Annotated in this window: 17 protein-coding genes; 5 read left to right on the top strand and 12 right to left on the bottom strand. The window is 73.3% G+C overall.

Features of this window, described 5'->3' with window-relative positions; translation table 11 throughout:
- Positions 1-553: 553 nt before the first annotated feature.
- Positions 554-1,564, top strand: coding sequence for a tryptophan--tRNA ligase (gene trpS, locus IE94_RS0115985; protein ID WP_030184251.1), 1,011 nt, complete (start codon positions 554-556; stop codon positions 1,562-1,564).
- Between the two features lie 24 nt (positions 1,565-1,588).
- Here the strand turns inward: trpS and proC are convergent, their stop codons facing one another.
- The 7 genes from proC to IE94_RS0115950 all read right to left on the bottom strand — a co-directional run bounded on the left by proC (position 1,589) and on the right by IE94_RS0115950 (position 7,271).
- Positions 1,589-2,401 carry a pyrroline-5-carboxylate reductase gene (proC, locus tag IE94_RS0115980; RefSeq protein WP_030184248.1) on the bottom strand — a complete coding sequence of 271 codons (813 nt, stop codon included), beginning with the start codon at positions 2,399-2,401 and terminating at the stop codon, positions 1,589-1,591.
- Positions 2,402-2,502: 101 nt separating this feature from the next.
- Positions 2,503-3,303 (bottom strand): ABC transporter permease, encoded by an 801-nt coding sequence (locus IE94_RS0115975; RefSeq protein ID WP_030184246.1) that lies wholly within the window; start codon positions 3,301-3,303, stop codon positions 2,503-2,505.
- A complete protein-coding gene (locus tag IE94_RS0115970; RefSeq protein WP_030184244.1) occupies positions 3,300-4,118 on the bottom strand; it encodes an ABC transporter ATP-binding protein in 819 nt (272 codons plus the stop codon). The genes IE94_RS0115975 and IE94_RS0115970 overlap by 4 nt, the downstream gene beginning before the upstream one ends.
- A gap of 133 nt (positions 4,119-4,251) precedes the next feature.
- Positions 4,252-5,070 carry a class I SAM-dependent methyltransferase gene (locus IE94_RS0115965; RefSeq protein WP_078606504.1) on the bottom strand — a complete coding sequence of 273 codons (819 nt, stop codon included), beginning with the start codon at positions 5,068-5,070 and terminating at the stop codon, positions 4,252-4,254.
- A 437-nt stretch (positions 5,071-5,507) separates the two neighbouring features.
- Entirely contained in the window at positions 5,508-6,014 is a 507-nt protein-coding gene (locus tag IE94_RS0115960) for a hypothetical protein (protein ID WP_051777519.1), read from the bottom strand.
- An 80-nt stretch (positions 6,015-6,094) separates the two neighbouring features.
- The gene (locus IE94_RS0115955) at positions 6,095-6,778 is read right to left on the bottom strand and encodes a DUF4232 domain-containing protein (protein WP_030184235.1); all 684 of its coding nucleotides are present in this window, start codon (positions 6,776-6,778) and stop codon (positions 6,095-6,097) included.
- A gap of 166 nt (positions 6,779-6,944) precedes the next feature.
- Positions 6,945-7,271 (bottom strand): SH3 domain-containing protein, encoded by a 327-nt coding sequence (locus tag IE94_RS0115950; RefSeq protein WP_030184232.1) that lies wholly within the window; start codon positions 7,269-7,271, stop codon positions 6,945-6,947.
- A gap of 183 nt (positions 7,272-7,454) precedes the next feature.
- Between IE94_RS0115950 and IE94_RS0115945 the strand changes: the two genes are divergently transcribed.
- Positions 7,455-9,644 (top strand): outer membrane protein assembly factor BamB family protein, encoded by a 2,190-nt coding sequence (locus tag IE94_RS0115945; protein ID WP_030184229.1) that lies wholly within the window; start codon positions 7,455-7,457, stop codon positions 9,642-9,644.
- 29 nt (positions 9,645-9,673) lie between these two features.
- Here IE94_RS0115945 and ilvD read toward each other — a convergent pair whose 3' ends face one another.
- The 4 genes from ilvD to IE94_RS0115925 all read right to left on the bottom strand — a co-directional run bounded on the left by ilvD (position 9,674) and on the right by IE94_RS0115925 (position 14,264).
- Positions 9,674-11,527, bottom strand: a complete 1,854-nt coding sequence (ilvD, locus tag IE94_RS0115940; RefSeq protein WP_030184228.1) for a dihydroxy-acid dehydratase — start codon at positions 11,525-11,527, stop codon at positions 9,674-9,676.
- Positions 11,528-11,648: 121 nt separating this feature from the next.
- Positions 11,649-12,263, bottom strand: coding sequence for a TetR/AcrR family transcriptional regulator (locus IE94_RS0115935; RefSeq protein WP_030184225.1), 615 nt, complete (start codon positions 12,261-12,263; stop codon positions 11,649-11,651).
- Positions 12,260-13,117: a sugar phosphate isomerase/epimerase family protein gene (locus IE94_RS0115930; protein ID WP_030184223.1), complete on the bottom strand. Its 858-nt coding sequence runs from the start codon at positions 13,115-13,117 to the stop codon at positions 12,260-12,262. Before IE94_RS0115930 ends, IE94_RS0115935 begins: the two co-directional genes overlap by 4 nt.
- A gap of 214 nt (positions 13,118-13,331) precedes the next feature.
- Entirely contained in the window at positions 13,332-14,264 is a 933-nt protein-coding gene (locus IE94_RS0115925; RefSeq protein WP_030184221.1) for a Ppx/GppA family phosphatase, read from the bottom strand.
- 71 nt (positions 14,265-14,335) lie between these two features.
- Between IE94_RS0115925 and IE94_RS0115920 the strand changes: the two genes are divergently transcribed.
- Positions 14,336-15,163, top strand: coding sequence for a DUF3109 family protein (locus IE94_RS0115920; RefSeq protein ID WP_030184219.1), 828 nt, complete (start codon positions 14,336-14,338; stop codon positions 15,161-15,163).
- Between the two features lie 52 nt (positions 15,164-15,215).
- Here IE94_RS0115920 and IE94_RS0115915 read toward each other — a convergent pair whose 3' ends face one another.
- The gene (locus IE94_RS0115915; protein ID WP_030184217.1) at positions 15,216-16,967 is read right to left on the bottom strand and encodes a BACON domain-containing protein; all 1,752 of its coding nucleotides are present in this window, start codon (positions 16,965-16,967) and stop codon (positions 15,216-15,218) included.
- Between the two features lie 510 nt (positions 16,968-17,477).
- Here IE94_RS0115915 and radA point away from each other — a divergent pair.
- Together radA and disA are read left to right on the top strand one after the other, a co-directional pair.
- Positions 17,478-18,887, top strand: a complete 1,410-nt coding sequence (gene radA / locus IE94_RS0115910; RefSeq protein ID WP_030184215.1) for a DNA repair protein RadA — start codon at positions 17,478-17,480, stop codon at positions 18,885-18,887.
- A gap of 81 nt (positions 18,888-18,968) precedes the next feature.
- Entirely contained in the window at positions 18,969-20,093 is a 1,125-nt protein-coding gene (gene disA, locus IE94_RS0115905; RefSeq protein ID WP_030184212.1) for a DNA integrity scanning diadenylate cyclase DisA, read from the top strand.
- The last annotated feature ends 23 nt before the right edge of the window (positions 20,094-20,116 follow it).

The raw sequence follows: 20,116 nt of genomic DNA, 5'->3' as shown, positions 1-20,116 counted from the left end.
CTCGGTGCTTTCCAGGTTCCCGCTTCCGCGTTTCCCTTTCCGGCGGTTCCGACTCTATCAGATCCTTTCGGCCCTGATTCCCCGTCAGAAGGGGTTGTCTCCGCAGCCCTTGAGCCGTTTCAACGAGGTGAGACTCTAGCGGATTCCCGGCTCCCGAGCTAATCGGGGGCCGCGTTCTTTCGAACGTGGATTCCTCATTCCGTTAATACGCGCACCGACAGGACGACGACGCCGACAACGCGACTGTTCGTCGAAAAGTGGTGGTTACTTGCGGAATCGCTGTCCGGGGACCGACCGGAGTCGGCGCTCACGTCGGACAACTCGGAGAACACTAGGAGTGCGGGACGGTCGTGTCAAATCCCGGGCGGGGCGGGCCGGGCAGGCGTACGGTGGGCTCGTGATGACGCGTACGTGTACCCAGCTCTGGTGGGCCGCCTGACGGCGGCCGCATACACGTACGGAATCGACGGCCGCCGCTTCGGCGGCCGTTCTCGTATCTCCTCCAGGAGGGGCGGCCCGCGGGTGGCGGCGGCCCTGACCAGGAGGTGGAGAGATGACGAGGGTCTTCAGTGGGGTCAAGCCGACCGGGCACCTGACGCTGGGGAACTATCTGGGCGCCATGCGGCGGTGGGTCGCGGTGGACCAGCATCGGTCGGACGCGCTGTTCTGCGTCGTCGACCTGCACGCGCTGACCGTGGACCACGATCCGGCGCGGGTGCGCAGACTCAGCCGGCAGGTGGCGTCGCTGTTGCTGGCGGCGGGGCTCGATCCGGAGCTGTGCACCGTGTTCGTGCAGAGCCACGTGGACGAGCACACCCGGCTGTCGTACGTACTGGAGTGCGTGGCGACCGACGGGGAGATGCGGCGGATGATCCAGTACAAGGAGAAGGCCTCGCGGGAGAGGGAGCGGGGTGGGAGTGTGCGGCTGTCGCTGCTGACGTACCCCGTGCTGATGGCGGCCGACATCCTGGCGTACGGGACGGACGAGGTGCCGGTCGGGGACGACCAGACCCAGCATGTGGAGCTGGCGCGGGATGTCGCGGTGCGGTTCAACCAGCGGTACGGGCACACGTTCGTGGTGCCGCGGGCGACCAGTCCGGGGGTGGCGGCCCGGGTCATGAATCTGCAGGATCCCGCGTCGAAGATGGGCAAGAGCGACGACGTGGGGCCGGGGGTCGTCTATCTGCTGGACGAGCCGGACGTGGTGCGGAAGAAGGTCATGCGGACCGTGACCGACAGCGGGCGTGACGTCGTCCACGACCGGGAGGAGCGGCCGGGGCTCGCGAACCTGCTGGAGATCCTCGCCGCCTGTACGGGCGGGGATCCCGCGGAGCTGGCGGCCGGGTACGACTCGTACGGCGCGCTGAAGAAGGACACCGCGGAGGCGGTCGTCGAGGTGCTGCGGCCGGTGCAGGAGCGGCACAAGGAGCTGTGCGCCGATCCCGGGTACGTCGAGGGAGTGCTCCGGAAGGGCGCCGAGAAGGCCCGGGCGGTGGCACGGCCGACGGTGGACGCCGCCTACCGGGCGATCGGGCTGCTGCCCCCGGTGAACGCGGTCCGGTAGGCCCGGGGCCCGTCGGGGAGGTGCTCAGTCCTTGGTGCCGGAGGCCAGTTCGCGGCTGCGGTCGCGGGCGGCCTCCAGGGCGGCGATGAGGGCGGCGCGGACGCCGTGGTTCTCCAGTTCGCGGATGGCGTTGATGGTGGTGCCGGCGGGGGACGTGACGTTCTCGCGGAGCCTGACCGGGTGTTCGCCGCTGTCGCGGAGCATCTTCGCGGCGCCGATCGCGGACTGGACGATCAGGTCGTGGGCCTTGTCGCGGGGCAGGCCGAGCAGGATGCCGGCGTCGGTCATGGCCTCGACCAGGTAGAAGAAGTACGCCGGGCCGGAGCCGGAGAGGGCGGTGCAGGCGTCCTGCTGGGACTCGGGGACGCGGAGGGACTTGCCGACGGCGCCGAAGATCTCCTCGGTGTGGGTGAGGTGGGCGGCGGTCGCGTGGGTGCCGGCCGAGATCACGGACATGGCCTCGTCGACGAGGGCCGGGGTGTTCGTCATGACGCGGACGACCGGGGTGCCGGGGGCGAGGCGCTCCTCGAAGAACGAGGTCGGGATGCCCGCCGCGCCGCTGATGACCAGGCGGTCGGCCGGGACGTGCGGGGCGAGTTCGTCGAGGAGGGTGCCCATGTCCTGCGGCTTGACCGTGAGGATGAGGGTGTCGGCGTTCTTGGCCGCCTCGGCGTTGGTGACCGGGGTGACTCCGTGCCGGGCGCGGAGTTCGTCGGCCCGCTCGCGGCGGCGGGCGGTGACCAGGAGGTCGGCGGGTGCCCAGCCGGCGCCGATCATTCCACTGAGCAGGGCTTCGCCGATCTTGCCGGTGCCGAGGACTGCGACTTTCTGGGTCATGGGTTCGGTGCCCTCCGGGGTGTGCGCGTCGTCCGGGGTCATCCTCGCACCGAGGGTGCGGGCGGGGGTGGCGCGTCCACTCCGCGGGACGGGCCGGCTGTTCATGCCGTTCGGCGTTTCAGGGTCGCCGCTCCCAGGGCCAGGACCAGGAGGGCGCATCCGGCGACGATCAGGGCGTCGCGCACGAAGGTGGCGGTCATGTCGGTGTGGCGCAGGACCTCGTTCATGCCGTCGACGGCGTAGGACATGGGCAGGACGTCGGAGACGGCCTCCAGGGCCGGGTGCATGTTGTCGCGCGGGGTGAAGAGGCCGCAGAGGAGGAGCTGGGGGAAGATCACCGCCGGCATGAACTGGACCGCCTGGAACTCCGAGGCCGCGAAGGCCGAGACGAAGAGGCCGAGCGCGGTGCCCAGGAGGGCGTCGAGCAGGGCGACCAGGAGGAGGAGCCAGGGGCTGCCCGTCACGTCCAGGCCCAGGAACCAGACCGCCAGAGCGGTGGCCAGGGCCGACTGGACGATGGCCAGGGCACCGAAGGCCAGGGCGTAGCCGGCGATGAGGTCGCCCTTGCCGAGCGGCATGGCGAGGAGGCGTTCGAGGGTGCCGGAGGTGCGCTCGCGCAGGGTCGCGATGGACGTGACCAGGAACATCGTGATCAGCGGGAAGACGCCGAGGAGCGAGGCGCCGATGTTGTCGAAGGTGCGCGGGCTGCCGTCGAAGACGTAGCGCAGCAGGAAGAGCATCACGCAGGGGATCAGCATCAGGAGCGCGATGGTGCGGGGGTCGTGGCTCAGCTGGCGCAGGACCCGGGTGGCGGTGGCTGTGGTGCGGGAGAGGCTCAGGGGGCGGGTGGGGGTCGGGGGGAGGGCGGGGGCGGTGGTCGGTGGTGACGGGGGCGTGGTCATCGGGTCGTCTCCTTCGTGCGGGCGGCCGCATCCGTCTTCGCCTCGTCGACCAGGTGGAGGAAGGCCTCCTCGACCGTCTCGGAGCCGGTACGGGTGCGCAGGGCGTCGGGGGTGTCGTCGGCGAGGACCTCGCCCTCGCGCATCAGGAGCAGCCGGTGGCAGCGCTCGGCCTCGTCCATGACGTGGGAGGAGACGAGGATCGTGGCACCGCGGTCGGCGGCGATGGAGTGGAAGAGGGCCCACAGGTCCCGGCGGAGTACGGGGTCGAGGCCGACCGTGGGTTCGTCGAGGACCAGGAGCTCGGGGGCGCCCAGGAGGGCCACGGCGAGGGAGACGCGGCTGCGCTGGCCGCCGGAGAGGTTGCCGGCCAGGGCGTCGGCGTGGGTGGTGAGGTCGACGTCGGCGACGACCCGGGTGACGTCCGCCCGGCGTCGGTCGGCGGCCGCGCGTCCGGGGTCGAGGATCCCGGCGAAGTAGTCCAGGTTCTGGCGGACGGTCAGGTCGTCGTAGACGGACGGGGCCTGGGTGACGTAGCCGACGCGGGTGCGCAGGGCCGGGTGGCCGGCCGGGCGGCCGAGCACGTCCAGGGTGCCGGTCACCTTGGACTGGGTGCCGACGATCGACCGCATCAGGGTCGACTTGCCGCAGCCGGAGGGGCCGAGGAGGCCGGTGATGCGGCCGCGCGGGACGGTGAAGCCGAGGCCCCGCAGGACGGTGCGGGTACCCCGGACGACGGTGAGGTCTTCGGCCCGCACGGCGGGTCGGGCGGGGTCGTGGCCGTGGCCTTCGGGTGATCGGGAGGAGTGTTCCGGCATGTAATTCATCGTGTGCTGAATAGTCCTCCCGGGCAGCCGCGGCGTCAAGCGTCCTGCGGCGCGCCGTGGAACGCCGTCAGGGTTGTCAGAGGCCTCATCAGCAGCCTCAGACGCCTCAGAGGCCTCACGGGTCTCAAGCCGTAGGGGTCGCCCCGAGGAGGAGGTGGACGTCGTAGGTCTCCTCGACGAGTCCGGCCGGGAAGGCGGCCAGCAGGTGGCGGCGTTCCTCGGCGAAGAAGGCCGCGGCGCGTTCCTCGGTGTCGGTCAGGAAGACCGAGTGGCTGCCGAGGTTGGCCAGATGGGTGTCGAGGGGGACGCGACGGCTCCAGCGGATCTCGCGGTGGGCGAAGTCGAAGTGGCCGGTGGGGTCGGCGAAGCGGGCGTCAAGGTGGCGTTTCTCGGCGGAGAGGTTCAGGCCCGCGAAGTGCCGGTCGACGCGCCGCGCCGACTCCGCGATCCACGGCACGTCGTGGGCGTCGGTGTTCCACCACAGCGCCAGCGCGCCGCCCGGACGCAGTACGCGCAGCGCCTCCGGGACCGCGAGGGCGGGGTCGGTCCAGTGCCAGGCCTGGGCGTAGGTGAGGAGGTCGGCGCTGTGGTCGGCGAGGGGCAGGGCGTTGCCGCTGCCGCGGACCACGGGCACGCCGGGGAGGGCGCGGCGGAACTGGGCGGCCATGCCGGCGCCGGGTTCCACGGCGACGACCTCGGCGCCGCGTTCGTGCAGGCGGGCGGTGGCGAGGCCGGTACCGGCGCCGACGTCCACGACGCGGGCGCCCTTGAGGGGGCGGCCGGTCAGTTCCTCCAGCGCGTCGAAGAGCGCGGGCGGGTAGGAGGGGCGGTGGGCGGCGTACTGGGCGGCGGCGGCGTTGAAGGAACGGGCGCGGGCGCTGTGGTCGGCCTGCGCGGGGGCGGTCGCAGGGGTCGGTTCGTCCGGGGTCAGCGGTGTCGTCATACGGCCATGGTGGCCGCGCGGGCTCGGACGGGGAGGGGAGTTCTGGGGAGCGCCGTGGGCGGGAGGGCGCCCTGCCGCTGCTGATCTCCGGGCGGCCGCGGGGTGGGTTCACCGGCGGTGCGGCTCGCGCCCTGCCTCTGCCGATCTCTGGGCGGCCGCGGGGCGGGTTCACCGGCGGTGCGGCCCGCCGGCTGCTCGTGACGCGGAGGTGGTCGCGACCGCCTGCGCGGTGCGGCCCGCCGGCTGCTCGTGACGCGGAGTGGTCGCGACCGCCTGCGCGGGCAGGCTCTGCTTCGGCGCGGGCGACCGGTCGGTCTCCTCCGCCGGGTTGCTTCCGGCGGCGCTTCCTCGACGGGATGCCCGAACGCGGTGATCGCGACCGCCTCCCCCGACAGGCCCCGCTCCGGCAACGGCAGCCGGTCGGCATCGCCGCCGGGTTACTTCCGGCGGCGCTTTCTCGACGGGTTGCCCGAGCGGCGGGTGGTGCGCTTCTCGTACTCCTCGCGGGCCTTGTCGTACTCCTCGCGGTGCAGCTTCTCGCCCGGCGCCTCGGTGAAGGTGCGGAAGAAGTAGGCGAGGAGGGAGCCGACGAAGCCGATGGCGAGCAGGCCGCGCATCGAGGCCTGGCGGTCGGGCTCGGGGCGGCTGATGAAGCCGGACCAGGTGTGGCGGAAGGCCAGGGCGCTGCAGATCGCGAACATCACGATCACCAGCAGCGAGACGAAGCTGCCGATGTCGGCGATCTGGAGGCCCTCGTAGGCGACCCGGAGCACGAAGCAGGCGGCGGCGGCCACGGCGAGCGAACCCACGGCGAGGCCCACCCGGCGGGCGGCGTAGCCGTGGTCGTGGTCCACCCAGGTCGTGCCGTAGAACCGGAGGGGTTCCGGGCGGGGGCCCGCCGGGGTGTCCGGGATGCCGTTCTTGCCGTTCTCTGCGCTGCTCACGGGTCGATTATGGCGCCGGGGCGGCGCGGGCCCCGGGCGGGCCCGGCACACCGGACGCGGGGGCGGGGCGCGCGGTGCGGTCAGCCGCCCTGGCCGGCGCTGCCCATCGGGCCGACCTTCACCGGGGAGCCCGCGCTGTCGGAGACGGGCAGCGAGGCACCGCCGGGCCAGTCGAGGGTGACCGACTTGGTCTCGTTCGGCGGGGTCACCACCAGCCCCGTGACGCGGACGCCGGAGCCGCCCGTGTCGTTGATCGGGTAGGTGATGCCGAAGGTCACGTTCTCGCCGTCCTTGAGGACCACCGGCGTGGCCTGCTCGCCCGTGCGCCGCGCGGACAGGGTGCCCGCGTTGGTCTTCAGGTCGACGCCCGCGTAGCCCGTGAGCGTGCACTCCCGGCCGCCGCCGTTCTTCAGGTCGACCGCGACGGTGCCCTCGGTGTCGCCGTCGATGGTGGCGTCCATCGCCGTGAACTCCAGCTCGTCGGTGCGGCACTTGGCGGCCTTGCCGTCCTTCTCGGTGCCGCCCGCCCCACCGGTCCCGCCGGTGCCACCCGAACCCCCGGCTCCGTCGGGGGTCTTGTCCGCGGAGTCCGTCCCGCCCTCCTGGTCCGAGCCGGCCGATGCGGAGCCTCCGTTCGAGGAGGACGCGGTGGAAGCGGCGGGCGGGGCGGCGCTCTGGTCGGTGCCGTCGTCGTTCTGGCAGGCCGTGAGCGAGAGACCGGCGGCCAGGGCCATGGCGGCGAGGGTCAGCTTGCGAACGCGCATCGTTGTCTACCTCAGAGTCGGTTGGCGTGCCGGGCCGCCCGTACCCATCGGTGCGAGCGGCGCTTGCGACCACCAAGAGCCGCTCGGCCCGGCACCCCGTTCCCCTCGGCGACTTCCCAGTACATCGCTGGGACAGCGCTGTTACACAGTCATCAGCGGCGGCCGCTCAGCAGCGAGGGGCCACGTAGCCGTCGCTGCCGGTACGGACGTACGTGTCGGAGACGTACTGGCCGCTGCCGATGTTGTCCCAGATGTTCGAGGTGCCGTAGGGGCCGGAGACCCGCTCCCCCGCGCGCTGGCAGTTGATCGTGACCCTGGCGCCCTCGGCCAGGACCCGCACCACCGGGTAGTCGGTGCCCGGGCCGCTGCGGACGTTCAGGCGGTAGCCCGGCGCGACCGGGAAGGAGCGCAGGGCCGCCGTCGCGACGACTCCCTCGGACCGGACCGCTTCTCCCTCTTCGCCGCCGATGTTCTGGACCTGGTCGACAGACATGGACGAACTCCCCCCGTTGGACCCCGCGACTTTCGCGGGGCACCGTTGATACCCCGGCAACAAGCCATGAAACACCAGTTCGCCTCTCGCACACGGAGGTCGGCAGGCCGCCTCTGCCCCGTGCGCCCCATCGACTAGGCTCCGAGCATCGCGCGCGCGAACGAACAGCACGGGGGTGGTTCCATGGCGCCGCAGCGGGATGCCGGAGCGGACGCGGAAGCGGAACTTCCGGAGTACGCCGGCCACTACCGGCTGGAGTCCCGTCTCGGCTCGGGCGGCATGGGCGTGGTGCACCTGGCCCGCAGTACCTCCGGGATGCGCGTAGCGGTCAAGGTCGTACACGCGACCTATGCCAGGGACCCCGAGTTCAGGGGGCGTTTCCGGCAGGAGGTGGCCGCGGCCCGGCGGGTGAGCGGGGCCTTCACGGCGCCGGTCGTGGACGCCGACCCGGAGGCCGGGCGGCCCTGGATGGCCACGCTGTTCATCCCCGGTCCGACCCTCTCGGAGCAGGTGAAGCGGAACGGGCCGATGGACGAGCCCCAACTGCGCCGGCTGATGGCCGGACTCGCCGAGGCGCTGCGCGACATCCACCGGGTCGGCGTCGTGCACCGGGACCTGAAACCGAGCAACGTCCTGCTCGCCGAGGACGGGCCGAAGGTCATCGACTTCGGCATCTCCCGGCCGAAGGACAGCGAACTGCGCACCGAGACCGGGAAGCTGATCGGTACGCCGCCGTACATGGCGCCCGAGCAGTTCCGGCGGCCCCGGGAGGTGGGGCCCGCGGCCGACGTCTTCACCCTCGGCTCGCTGATGGTGCACGCGGCCACCGGGCGGGGGCCGTTCGACTCCGACAGCCCTTACGTCGTCGCCTACCAGGTCGTGCACGACGAGCCCGACCTGACGGACGTGCCGGACTCGCTCGCGCCGCTGGTGCTGCGGTGTCTGGCCAAGGAGCCCGAGGACCGGCCGACGCCGGACGAGTTGATGCGGGAACTGCGGTCGGTCGCGGCGGCCTACGACACCCAGGTGTTCATACCGGCACCGCGGGCGGAACGGACCGGGCCCCCGGCGCGGGCCGGGGCGGAACCCGCCCCGCAGGCCGCCGTCCCGCAGGCACCCGCCCCGCAGGTCGCGATCCCGTCGGCCGCCGCCGAGTCGTCCGTGCGGTCCCAAGGGTCCGGGCGGGTCGTACGGCGGCTGGGGAAGCGGTCGGCGCTCGTCGCGGGGGCGTTGGCGCTCGCCGTGACCGGGACCCTCGTGGCGGTGCGGTCGTTCGGCGGTGCCGAGCCCGCGCGCACGCCCGCGGCGCAGAGTGCGCCGGGCGCGTTCGGGGCGTGGGAGGCGGTGCCCGCGGCGAACGGCGGCGGGATGCCGCAGTGCTCCTACGCGGCCCGGCGGCTGCTGTGCGCGCGGCCCGGGATGGTCTTCGCGATCGATCCGGCCGACGGGAGCACGCTGTGGCGGCACCCCGTCGAGGAGACCGTGCGCAGCGAACCGCCGGTCGTGTCGGGCGGGCTCGTACAGCCCGAGGTCGGCCTGCTGGGCCCGCTGGAGGCACTGGACCCCGCCACGGGTGAGCCGGAGTGGCAGGAGGAGATGCCCGCGTACGACGGACTGCGCACCGTCGGCGACATGCTGCTGCTGACCCGCGCCGACGGGATGGTCACCGGCGTGGACAGCGCCTCGGGGCGGGCGAAGTGGGCGCACCGGATCCCCGGGCAGTCGGTGCCGTACTTCGTGTCGTTCGCCGGGGAGCGGCAGCCGGCGGCGTTCGCGACGAGTCCGAGCGCGGACGGGAGGCGGACCCGGGTCACCGCGGTGGACCCGGCGAGCGGCGAGGTGCGCTGGGACGCCGACCTGGCCGGGGCACTGACGCCGGTGGGGGCGGCGGACGGCTCGGTGTACCTCGTCGCCGAGGGGGCGACGTACGGCGACGTCAAGGCCGTGGTCCGCTACACGCCCGCCACCGGGGCGACCCGCCGGGTGACGCTGCCGATCCCGGTCGAGCAGGCGTCGGCGTCGGCGGGCGTGCGCGGGGACACCGTGTACCTCATGGGCGCGGGCGGCTCGCTGGTCGCCGCCGACATGGCGGCGGGGAAGCAGGCGTGGCGGCTGGAGACGGGCGTGAGCCGGGGCTCGGCGCCGGTCTCCGACGGGCGGCACGTGTACGTCACCGCGCCCGACGGGCGGCTCCTCGGCGTCGACGCGCGCCGGGGCAGGCTCCTCGGGCAGACCCGGCCGCGGCTCGGCGCCGACTCCGACAAGGTGCCCGCGTCGCTGCCGGCGCCGCTGCTCGCGGGCGGGTACGTGTACGCCGGGGCGCCGGACGGGACGGTGTTCGGCGTATCGGGGCGGGACCCGGGGGCCTGGTAGGCCGCCGTCCCGGGTCCCCCCGGTGGGCCTCAGCCCAGCTTGCTGACGTCGCGGACCGCGCCCTTGTCCGCGCTGGTGGCCATCGCGGCGTACGCCTTCAGGGCCGCGGAGACCTTGCGGTCGCGGTTCTTCGGGGCGTACACGCCGTCCAGGGCCTGCTCGCGGCGGGTCAGCTCGGCGTCGTCCACGAGCAGCTCGATGGAGCGGTTCGGGATGTCGATGCGGATGCGGTCGCCGTCCTCGACCAGGGCGATGGTGCCGCCCGCCGCCGCCTCCGGGGAGGCGTGGCCGATGGACAGGCCCGAGGTGCCGCCGGAGAAGCGGCCGTCGGTGACCAGGGCGCACGCCTTGCCGAGGCCGCGGCCCTTCAGGTACGAGGTCGGGTAGAGCATCTCCTGCATGCCCGGGCCGCCCTTGGGGCCCTCGTAGCGGATGACGACGACGTCGCCCTCCTTGACCTGCTGGGTGAGGATCTTCTGGACGGCCTCCTCCTGCGACTCGCAGACGACCGCCGGGCCCTCGAAGGTCCAGATGGACTCGTCGACGCCGGCCGTCTTGACGACGCAGCCGTCCACGGCGAGGTTGCCGCGCAGGACCGCGAGGCCGCCGTCCTTGGAGTAGGCGTGCTCGACGGAGCGGATGCAGCCGCCCTCGGCGTCCTCGTCCAGGGTGTCCCAGCGCTCGGACTGGGAGAAGGCCTCGGCGGAGCGGACGCAGCCGGGGGCCGCGTGCCACAGCTCGACGGCCTCCTTCGAGGGGGAGCCGCCGCGCACGTCCCAGGTCTTCAGCCAGTCGGCCAGGGACGGGCTGTGGACGGAGTGCACGTCCTCGTTGAGCAGGCCGCCGCGGTGCAGTTCGCCGAGGAGGGCCGGGATGCCGCCCGCGCGGTGCACGTCCTCCATGTAGTACGTGCGGTCCTTGGCGACGTTCGGCGCGACCTTGGCGAGGCACGGGACGCGGCGCGAGAGGGCGTCCATCTCGGCCAGGCCGTAGGGGACCTCGGCCTCCTGGGCGGCGGCCAGCAGGTGCAGGATCGTGTTGGTGGAGCCGCCCATCGCGATGTCGAGCGCCATGGCGTTCTCGAAGGCCGCCGGGGTGGCGATGTTGCGCGGCAAGACCGAGTCGTCGTCCTGCTCGTAGTAGCGGCGGGTCAGGTCCAGGACCGTGCGCGCGGCGTCCTCGTAGAGCGCCTTGCGGGCGGTGTGGGTGGCCAGGACCGAGCCGTTGCCGGGCAGGGAGAGGCCGATGGCCTCGGTGAGGCAGTTCATCGAGTTGGCGGTGAACATGCCGGAACAGGAGCCGCAGGTGGGGCAGGCGTTCTCCTCGATGCGGAGGATGTCCGCGTCGGAGATCTTCTCGTTGACCGCCTCCGACATCGCGTCGACGAGGTCGAGGGTGCGCACCGTGCCGTCGACCAGGGTGGCGCGGCCGGACTCCATCGGGCCGCCGGAGACGAAGACGGTCGGGATGTTCAGGCGCAGCGCCGCGTTGAGCATGCCCGGGGTGATCTTGTCGCAGTTGGAGATGCAGATCAGGGCGTCGGCGCAGTGGGCCTCGACCATGTACTCCACGCTGTCCGCGATCAGGTCGCGGGAGGGGAGGCTGTAGAGCATGCCGCCGTGGCCCATGGCGATGCCGTCGTCCACGGCGATGGTGTTGAACTCGCGCGGGATGCCGCCGGCCGCGACGACCGCCTCGCTGACGATCCGGCCGACCGGCGCCAGGTGCGTGTGGCCCGGCACGAACTCCGTGAAGCTGTTGGCGACGGCGATGATCGGCTTCCGCCCGATGTCCGCGCCGGGTACACCGGAGGCACGCATAAGGGCGCGGGCGCCCGCCATGTTGCGGCCGTGGGTGACTGTGCGGGACCTCAGTTCGGGCATCGTCGCTCGCTCCTTCGGAGGGGTATGACTGCCGTCGAGCGTACGCCGGTCATCCAGGGGGCGGGACGGGGTGTCCGGAATGCGGGACGCCCGTCTCGCCGCACGGGGTGGGCGGGTGCCGTCAGGGGCCGGTGAGGTGGCCCTGGACGACCGGTGCCAGACGGGCGACGATCTGCTCCGGGTCCGCGGAGGCCAGCGGCTCCACCTTGATCACGTAGCGGAGCATCGCACAGCCCACCAGCTGTGCCGCGGCCAGGTCGACGCGCAGCTCCGCGTCCGGCAGACCCACCTGGGCGGCGACCCGGCTCAGCACCTGGGCGGCGATGAGCCTGCGGAAGACGGCGGCGGCGGTCTCGTTGTTCACGGCGGAGCGGACGATGGCCAGCAGGGGCGTCCGGCTGGCCGGGTTCTCCCAGAGGCCCAGGATGAAGCGGGTGAGGCGCTCGCCGACCTCGTCGAGGGGACCGTCGCCGATCGCGTCGGGTGCCCGCAGGGCCGGTGCGAAGGCGACCTCGATGGCCGCCTCGAAGACCTGCTCCTTGGTGCCGAAGTAGTGGTGGACCAGCGCGGGGTCCACGCCCGCGGCCTTGGCGATGCCCCGCACGGAGGTCTTCTCGTAGCCGCGCTCGGAGAACTCCTCGCGGGCGGTGACGAGGATGCGGTCGCGGGTGTCCCCGGACTCCGTGCGGGGCGGGCGGCCGCGGCGCCGGGTGGTGCCGCCGGCCTCGCCGCTCACCGGCGGTCCGTCCTCGCCGACGGGCCCCCGGGCACGGGGGACGCCGATGGCGCCAGGTGCGTGCGGGTGAAGGCCAGCGCCTCGGCGAGATCGGCCTCACGTTCGGCGCTGGACATCGCGCGCCTGGTGTTGACCTCGATGACGACGTGGCCGTCGAAGCCGGTGTGCGCGAGGCGCTCCAGCACTTCGGCGCAGGGCTGGTTGCCGCGGCCCGGGACGAGGTGCTCGTCCTTGGCGGAGCCCCTGCCGTCGGCCAGGTGGACGTGGCCGAGGCGGTCGCTCATGCGGTCAATCATGCCGAGGGCGTCGGTGCGGGAGGTGGCGGCGTGGCTGAGGTCGATCGTGAAGTGCCGGTAGTCGTCCTTCGTCACGTCCCAGTCGGGGGCGTACGCCTGCATCTCGCGGTCGCGGTAGCGCCAGGGGTACATGTTCTCCACGGCGAAGCGGACGTCCGTCTCGTCGGCCATCCGCCAGATGCCGTCGACGAAGTCCCGCGCGTACTGGCGCTGCCAGCGGAACGGGGGGTGGACCACCACGGTGGACGCGCCGAGCTTCTCGGCGGCGGCGCGGGCGCGCTGGAGCTTGACCCAGGGGTCGGTGGACCAGACGCGCTGGGTGATGAGCAGGCAGGGCGCGTGCACGGCGAGTATCGGCACGCGGTGGTAGTCGCTGAGTCTGCGCAGCGCGTCGATGTCCTGGCTGACCGGGTCCGTCCAGACCATCACCTCCACGCCGTCGTAGCCGAGGCGTGCGGCGATCTCGAAGGCCGTCGCCGTCGACTCCGGGTAGACGGAAGCCGTCGACAGGGCGACCTTCGTGTCCGGGAAGCGGACGTCGTCCCTTGGTTTTGCCACGGGGGTCAGGGTACGGGGTGCCCGCCGGGAGCCGCGGGGTGCCCGATCGCCGTTGTGGTCATCGCCATAGGGCGGCTGCGGGACGGGCGGGGCGGTTGGTGATGGCTCGGGGCCACGCGGCGGGGGCGCACATCCATCGCACGCCGCGGGGGCGCACACCCCTCCCACGCGGCGGGCCGCACGTCGATACGGCCCCGCGTCCCCTTGGGGCGCGTCATCCCTGGCCCATGTGATCCAGGCGCCGCAGGATCACGCCCTCCCTGAGGGCCCAGGGGCAGATCTCCAGGTTCTCCACGCGGAAGAGGTCCATCGCGGCCTCGGCCACCAGGGCACCGGCCAGGAGCTGGTGCGCCCTGCCCTCGGAGACGCCGGGGAGTTCGGCGCGCTCGGTGCTGGTCATGGCGGCCAGGCGGGACACCCAGGCCTCCAGCGAGGCGCGCTTCAGCTCGCACTGGACGTAGAGGCCCTCGGCGGAGCGGGCGGCGCCGGCGATGCGGGCCAGCTGCCGGAAGGTCTTCGAGGTGGCGACCACGTGGTCGGGAGCGCCCAGGCGGCTGAACTCGCCGACGGTGCGGGCGATCTCCGTACGCACGTGGCGGCGCAGCGCCCTGACGTCGTCCGGGTGGGGCGGATCGTCGGGCAGTCGGGCCGCGGTGAGCCGGCCCGCGCCGAGCGGCAGCGACACGGCGGCGTCCGGCTCCTCGTCGATGCCGTAGGCGATCTCCAGGGAGCCGCCGCCGATGTCCAGGACCAGCAGCCTGCCCGCGGACCAGCCGAACCAGCGACGGGCGGCGAGGAAGGTGAGCCGGGCCTCCTCGGCGCCGGTGAGGACCGTCAGCTCGACGCCGGTCTCGGTGCGTACGCGCGCGAGGACGTCGTCGGCGTTGCTCGCCTCGCGCACGGCCGAGGTGGCGAACGGCAGGATCTCCTCGACGCCCTTGTCCTCGGCGGCCTGGAGCGCCTCCCGGACCACCGCGGCCAGCCGGTCGACGCCCTCGGGGCCGATCGCCCCGTCCTCGTCGAGGAGCTGGGCGAGGCGCAGTTCCACCTTGTGCGAGTGGGCGGGCAGCGGGCGGGCGCCGGGGTGCGCGTCCACCACCAGCAGATGCACCGTGTTCGAACCCACGTCGAGGACACCGAGTCTCATGTACGGAACGCTACTGCCGGCGGCGCTCGCGGTGGTCCCCTCCCCGCGCTCGGGCGACTTACCCTGGAGCCGTGCCAAAGACGAAAAAGGCGAAGGACGAAAAGTCGGCCAAGAAGGACAAAAAGCGCGCACTGGGCGCAGGGGCGGGCGGCGACGAGAAGGGGCTCGACTTCGCGCGCGCGTGGGTGGAGTTTCCGGACCCGGCGGACGACGAGCAGGTCTTCCGCTGCGATCTGACCTGGCTGACCTCCCGCTGGAACTGCATCTTCGGCAGCGGCTGCCAGGGCATCGAGGCGGGCCGCGCGGACGACGGGTGCTGCACCCTGGGCGCGCACTTCTCCGACGAGGACGACGAGAAGCGGGTCGCCGGGCACGTGGCGAGGCTCACGCCGGACATCTGGCAGCACCACGCCGAGGGCACGCGGAACGGCTGGACCTCCGAGGACGACGAGGGGTCGCGGCAGACCCGGCCCTTCCAGGGCTCGTGCATCTTCCAGAACCGGCCGGGCTTCTCCGGCGGCGCGGGCTGCTCGCTGCACATCCTGGCGCTGAAAGAGGGTCGGGAGCCGCTGGAGACGAAGCCGGACGTGTGCTGGCAGCTGCCGGTCCGGCGGACCTACGAGTGGATCGACCGGCCCGACGACACGCGCGTGCTGCAGGTGTCGATCGGTGAGTACGACCGGCGCGGGTGGGGTCCGGGCGGGCACGACCTGCACTGGTGGTGCACCTCGGCCACGTCGGCGCACGGCGCTGGGGACCCGGTGTACGTGTCCTACCGGCCGGAGCTGATCGAGCTGATGGGCAAGGCGGGGTACGACCGGCTGGTCGAGCTGTGCGAGGAGCGGCTGGCCTCGCAGCTGCCGTTGCTGGCACCGCATCCGGCGGATCCGGCTCGCTGAGGCCAGGCCCCGCTGCCCTCGGCCCGGTGCCGCCCCGGGCCCCGCGCCGGTCCTACGAGCCGGTCGGGCTCGGGGTGCCGCTGTCACCGTCGCCCGGCGGGGGTGACGAGCCGTCCGGGGCACCGGTCGGGGACGGCTCCGTGGCCGTCGGGTCCGGGTCGGGCGACGTCGGCGACGGGTCGTCGGTGGGCGTCGGGTCCGGATCGGCGGGCTGCGAGGGGGACGGGTCCGGGTCCTGGCCCGGGTGGGACGGGGACGTGGTGCCGCCGGGCGTGCCGGGGCGCGGGTCCGGACGGGACGGGGCGGGCGCGGGGCCGTACCCCGTGATCGCCACGACGGCCCCGGCGGGCGATACGGCGACCCGAGCGCTCCAGTGGCCGGACGGCTCGCGCAGGTGGTCGACGTACACCCGGACCGTCACGGCCTCGCCGGGGCGCAAGGTGCCCGCGGACCGGCTCAGGTACAGCCAGGAGGCGCCGACGGACACGGACCAGCGCACCGGGGCGTCGCCGGTCGCGGTCAGGGTGACCAGCGTGATGTCGCCGTCGTGGTCGGCCGTCACCCCGAGGCGGCCGGCGCCCTTACCGGCGCCGGAGACGCCGACGACCTCCACGGAGACGTCGGCCTCGCCGTTCTTGCCGAAGCCGGTGCCCGGGGTGGTGCTCGCGTTGCCGGCGTTCTCGTACCCGTAGCCGCCGCCCGCCGACTCGCCCCCCAGGCCGTCCGGGTCCTGCGCCTCGCTGGCGCTGGCCGGGCGGCCTTCCTCGCCCTCGACGACGGGGGTCCCGCGGTAGGCCGCCCACAGGGCGAGCACGGGGGCCGCCACGACGGTGGCGACGACGGTGGTCGTGACGGCGCGGGCGCGCAGGCGGTCCCGCCGGGCCGCGCGGTCCTTGGGGTCCATCGGGAAGCCGCGCCGGTCGAAGCGGGGGGCGCTGCCGCGCGCGCGGGGGATGTGGGCCGGGGTGCCGTGCAGGGCGCTGCGGGGGGCCTCCAGGACGGGGAGCTCGGCGGGGGTGACGCTGGTGCCGGGCCAGCGGCCGGGGACCGCGCGCTCGGCGGTCCGGCGGCAGCGCGGGCAGTCGTCGACGTGCCGGACCAGCTCGCGGCGCAGGGCGCTGCTCAGGACGTAGCGGTTGTCCCCGGTGAGGCGGGCGACGCCGGCGCAGGTGCCGGTCTCCACGACGGCCAGGGCGGCGCGGGTGCGTTCCACCTCGCAGGCGGCCGAGGCGAGCAGTTCTCCGGTGGCGGCGAGGTCGGTGCCGAGGACGGCTGCGACCTCGTGCGGGGCCAGGTGGTGGCGTACCGCGAGTTCGAGGGCCTCGCGCTGCTCGGGGGTGGTGCCGGCGGCCTCCGGCCAGGCGAGGAGGGCGAGTTCGCTGCGGTGTCGCTGCCGCTGTCGCTGGTGGGCCTCGTCGTGGGTGGGGGCGGGGCGGCCGGCCGCGTGGCTGCTCGGACGTTTCTGCTTGGCCTCGGCCAGCTTGCGCAGGCAGGACCAGCGGGCCAGGGCGTAGAGCCAGGCCCTGTGGTCGGCCGCGGATGCGGGGGCGCGGTGGCCGCGGCGCTCGGCGAGCGCGAGGACGTCGCCCAGGGCTGCGGTCGCGGCGTCGTGGTCGCAGAGCACGGACAGGCAGTACGTGAACAGGCCGTCCAGATACGCGTCGTACGCCGCGTACCGCGTGGACGGGCGCTGCGCGGCGGGCGGGCGCTGCGTCACCGCCCTCGCCGCGGTGCGGTCACGCGCTTCCCGGTGCGCCCGGTGTGCGCCGGTCGTGCGGGTCGTGGTTTCCGGACTGCTCCTCATCACTCGGCGACCGTAGGGGGCTATGGGTGGCGCGAACTGGCGCGTTGGGCACTTTTAATCCGTACGGGTGAAACGATCCCTCATAAGGGGACACTCTCCCGCCGTCCCTCCGGTGCCTCGTCCCGCCGTACGCGGCTGCTGCCGCCCACGCTCCGCGTCCCCCGCTCGCCGTACGCGGCTCTCCCGCCGTCCCTCCGGTGCCTCGTCCCGCCGTACGCGGCTGCTGCCGCCCACGCCCCGCGTCCCCCGCTCGCCGTACGCGGCTCTCCCGCCGTCCCGCCCCAGCTGCGGGCAGTCGTTGCCTCCCCCAGTGCCTGAACGGCCTGGGAGGTACCCCCAGGCGGCACGGGTGGGCGCAGCGGCACCCCGCTCCGCCGGGCTGCGTCCCCACCCCCGCGCCCACACCCGCGCGGGCGACGCCGCCGTGCGGCCAACCCGCGCCCACCCCCGGGTGACCTCGGAGCGGACTGCCCGGGGCACGCTGTCAGTGGGGGCGGTTACGGTTCGTGCATGGCTGCCCGTACGAAGTCCGCCAAGGAACGGCCGTCCTACCGCTGCACCGAGTGCGGCTGGCAGACGGCCAAGTGGCTCGGCCGCTGCCCCGAATGCCAGGCATGGGGCACGGTCGAGGAGTACGGCGCGCCCGCCGTGCGTACGACCAGTCCGGGGCGCGTGACCACGTCCGCCGTGCCGATCGGGCAGGTCGACGGTCGGCAGGCGACCGCCCGTTCCACCGGTGTGCCCGAGCTGGACCGGGTGCTCGGGGGCGGGCTGGTGCCGGGGGCCGTGGTGCTGGTCGCCGGGGAGCCCGGGGTGGGCAAGTCCACGCTGCTGCTGGACGTGGCGGCCAAGTCGGCGAGCGACGAGCACCGGACGCTCTACGTCACCGGTGAGGAGTCGGCCAGCCAGGTGCGGCTGCGGGCCGACCGGATCCACGCCATCGACGATCATCTGTACCTGGCCGCGGAGACGGACCTCGCGGCGGTGCTCGGGCACCTCGATGCCGTCAAGCCGTCGCTGCTGATCCTGGACTCCGTGCAGACGGTGGCCTCGCCCGAGATCGACGGTGCCCCGGGCGGCATGGCACAGGTGCGGGAGGTGGCGGGGGCACTGATCCGGGCCTCCAAGGAACGCGGCATGTCCACGCTGCTGGTGGGCCACGTCACCAAGGACGGGGCCATCGCGGGGCCGCGGCTGCTGGAGCACCTCGTGGACGTCGTGCTGCATTTCGAGGGCGACCGGCATGCGCGGCTGAGGCTCGTGCGGGGGGTCAAGAACCGGTACGGGACGACGGATGAGGTCGGCTGCTTCGAGTTGCACGACGAGGGGATCACGGGGCTCGCCGATCCCAGCGGGCTGTTCCTCACCCGGCGGGCCGAGCCGGTGCCCGGCACGTGTCTGACCGTCACCCTGGAGGGGCGCCGGCCGCTGGTCGCCGAGGTGCAGGCACTGACCGTGGACTCGCAGATTCCGTCGCCGCGGCGTACGACCTCGGGGCTCGAGACCTCGCGGGTGTCCATGATGCTGGCCGTGCTGGAGCAGCGCGGGCGCATCAGCGCGCTGGGCAAAAGGGATATTTACAGTGCGACGGTGGGCGGGGTGAAGCTCTCCGAGCCGGCCGCCGACCTCGCCGTCGCGCTGGCGTTGGCGAGTGCGGCCAGTGACACCCCGCTGCCCAAGAACCTCGTCGCGATCGGCGAAGTCGGCCTCGCCGGAGAGGTGAGACGGGTCACGGGGGTGCAGCGGAGGCTCTCCGAAGCGCATCGGCTGGGCTTCACGCACGCCCTGGTACCGGCCGATCCGGGCAGGGTCCCTGACGGCATGAAGGTCCTGGAAGTCGCGGACATGGGGGACGCCCTGCGGGTGCTTCCGCGCTCGCGTCGGCGAGAGGCCCCACGGGAGCAGGAGGACCGCCGGTAGACTTTGCCCTGGTCTCGCCCGTCCGTACGACCGAGTGTGCGACACGGGAGCGCCAGAAGAACCTGCGACCGGAGGAGTGCAGTGGCAGCCAACGACCGGGCAGCAGCTCCCGGAAAGTCCGGTGGGAGTGCCGGTGCCGATGGCCTGATGCGCGCCTCACTGAGCGCCGTGGCGCCCGGCACGCCCCTGCGCGACGGCCTGGAGCGGGTCCTGCGCGGCAACACCGGCGGCCTGATCGTGCTGGGTTCCGACAAGACCGTCGAGCAGATGTGCACGGGCGGTTTCGTGCTGGACGTCGAGTTCACCGCGACCCGGCTGCGGGAGCTGTGCAAGCTCGACGGCGGCATCGTGCTGTCGTCGGACCTGTCGAAGATCCTGCGGGCGGGGGTGCAGCTCCTTCCGGATCCGACCATTCCCACGGAGGAGACCGGTACGCGGCACCGTACGGCGGACCGGGTCAGCAAGCAGGTCGGGTTCCCCGTCGTGTCGGTCTCGCAGTCCATGCGGCTGATCGCGTTGTACGTGGACGGGCAGCGCAGGGTGCTGGAGGATTCGGCCGCGATCCTGTCGCGGGCCAATCAGGCGCTGGCGACCCTGGAGCGGTACAAGCTGCGCCTCGACGAGGTAGCGGGCACGCTGTCGGCGTTGGAGATCGAGGACCTGGTGACGGTGCGGGACGTCTCGGCGGTCGCGCAGCGGCTCGAGATGGTGCGCCGGATCGCCACCGAGATCGCCGAGTACGTGGTGGAGCTGGGGACGGACGGGCGGCTGCTGGCGCTGCAGCTGGACGAGTTGATCGCCGGTGTGGAGCCGGAGCGCGAGCTGGTCGTGCGGGACTACGTGCCCGAGCCGACCGCCAAGCGGTCCCGTACGGTCGACGAGGCGCTCGCCGAGCTGGACAAGCTCAGCCATGCCGAGCTGTTGGAACTGTCCACGGTGGCGCGGGCCCTGGGGTACACCGGGTCGCCCGAGACGCTGGACTCCGCGGTGTCGCCGCGCGGATTCCGGCTGCTGGCCAAGGTGCCGCGGCTGCCGGGCGCGATCATCGACCGGCTGGTGGAGCACTTCGGCGGCCTGCAGAAGCTGCTCGCGGCGAGTGTGGACGACCTCCAGACGGTGGACGGTGTCGGCGAGGCGCGGGCGCGCAGCGTGCGGGAGGGGCTGTCGCGGCTGGCGGAGTCGTCGATCCTGGAGCGTTACGTCTGACGCTGAGCGGGGCCGCGGACGCG

Origin of the sequence: Streptomyces violaceorubidus (assembly GCF_000717995.1) — a bacterium.
Lineage (GTDB): Bacteria > Actinomycetota > Actinomycetes > Streptomycetales > Streptomycetaceae > Streptomyces > Streptomyces violaceorubidus.
This window is presented reverse-complemented; position numbering and strand designations above follow the sequence as displayed.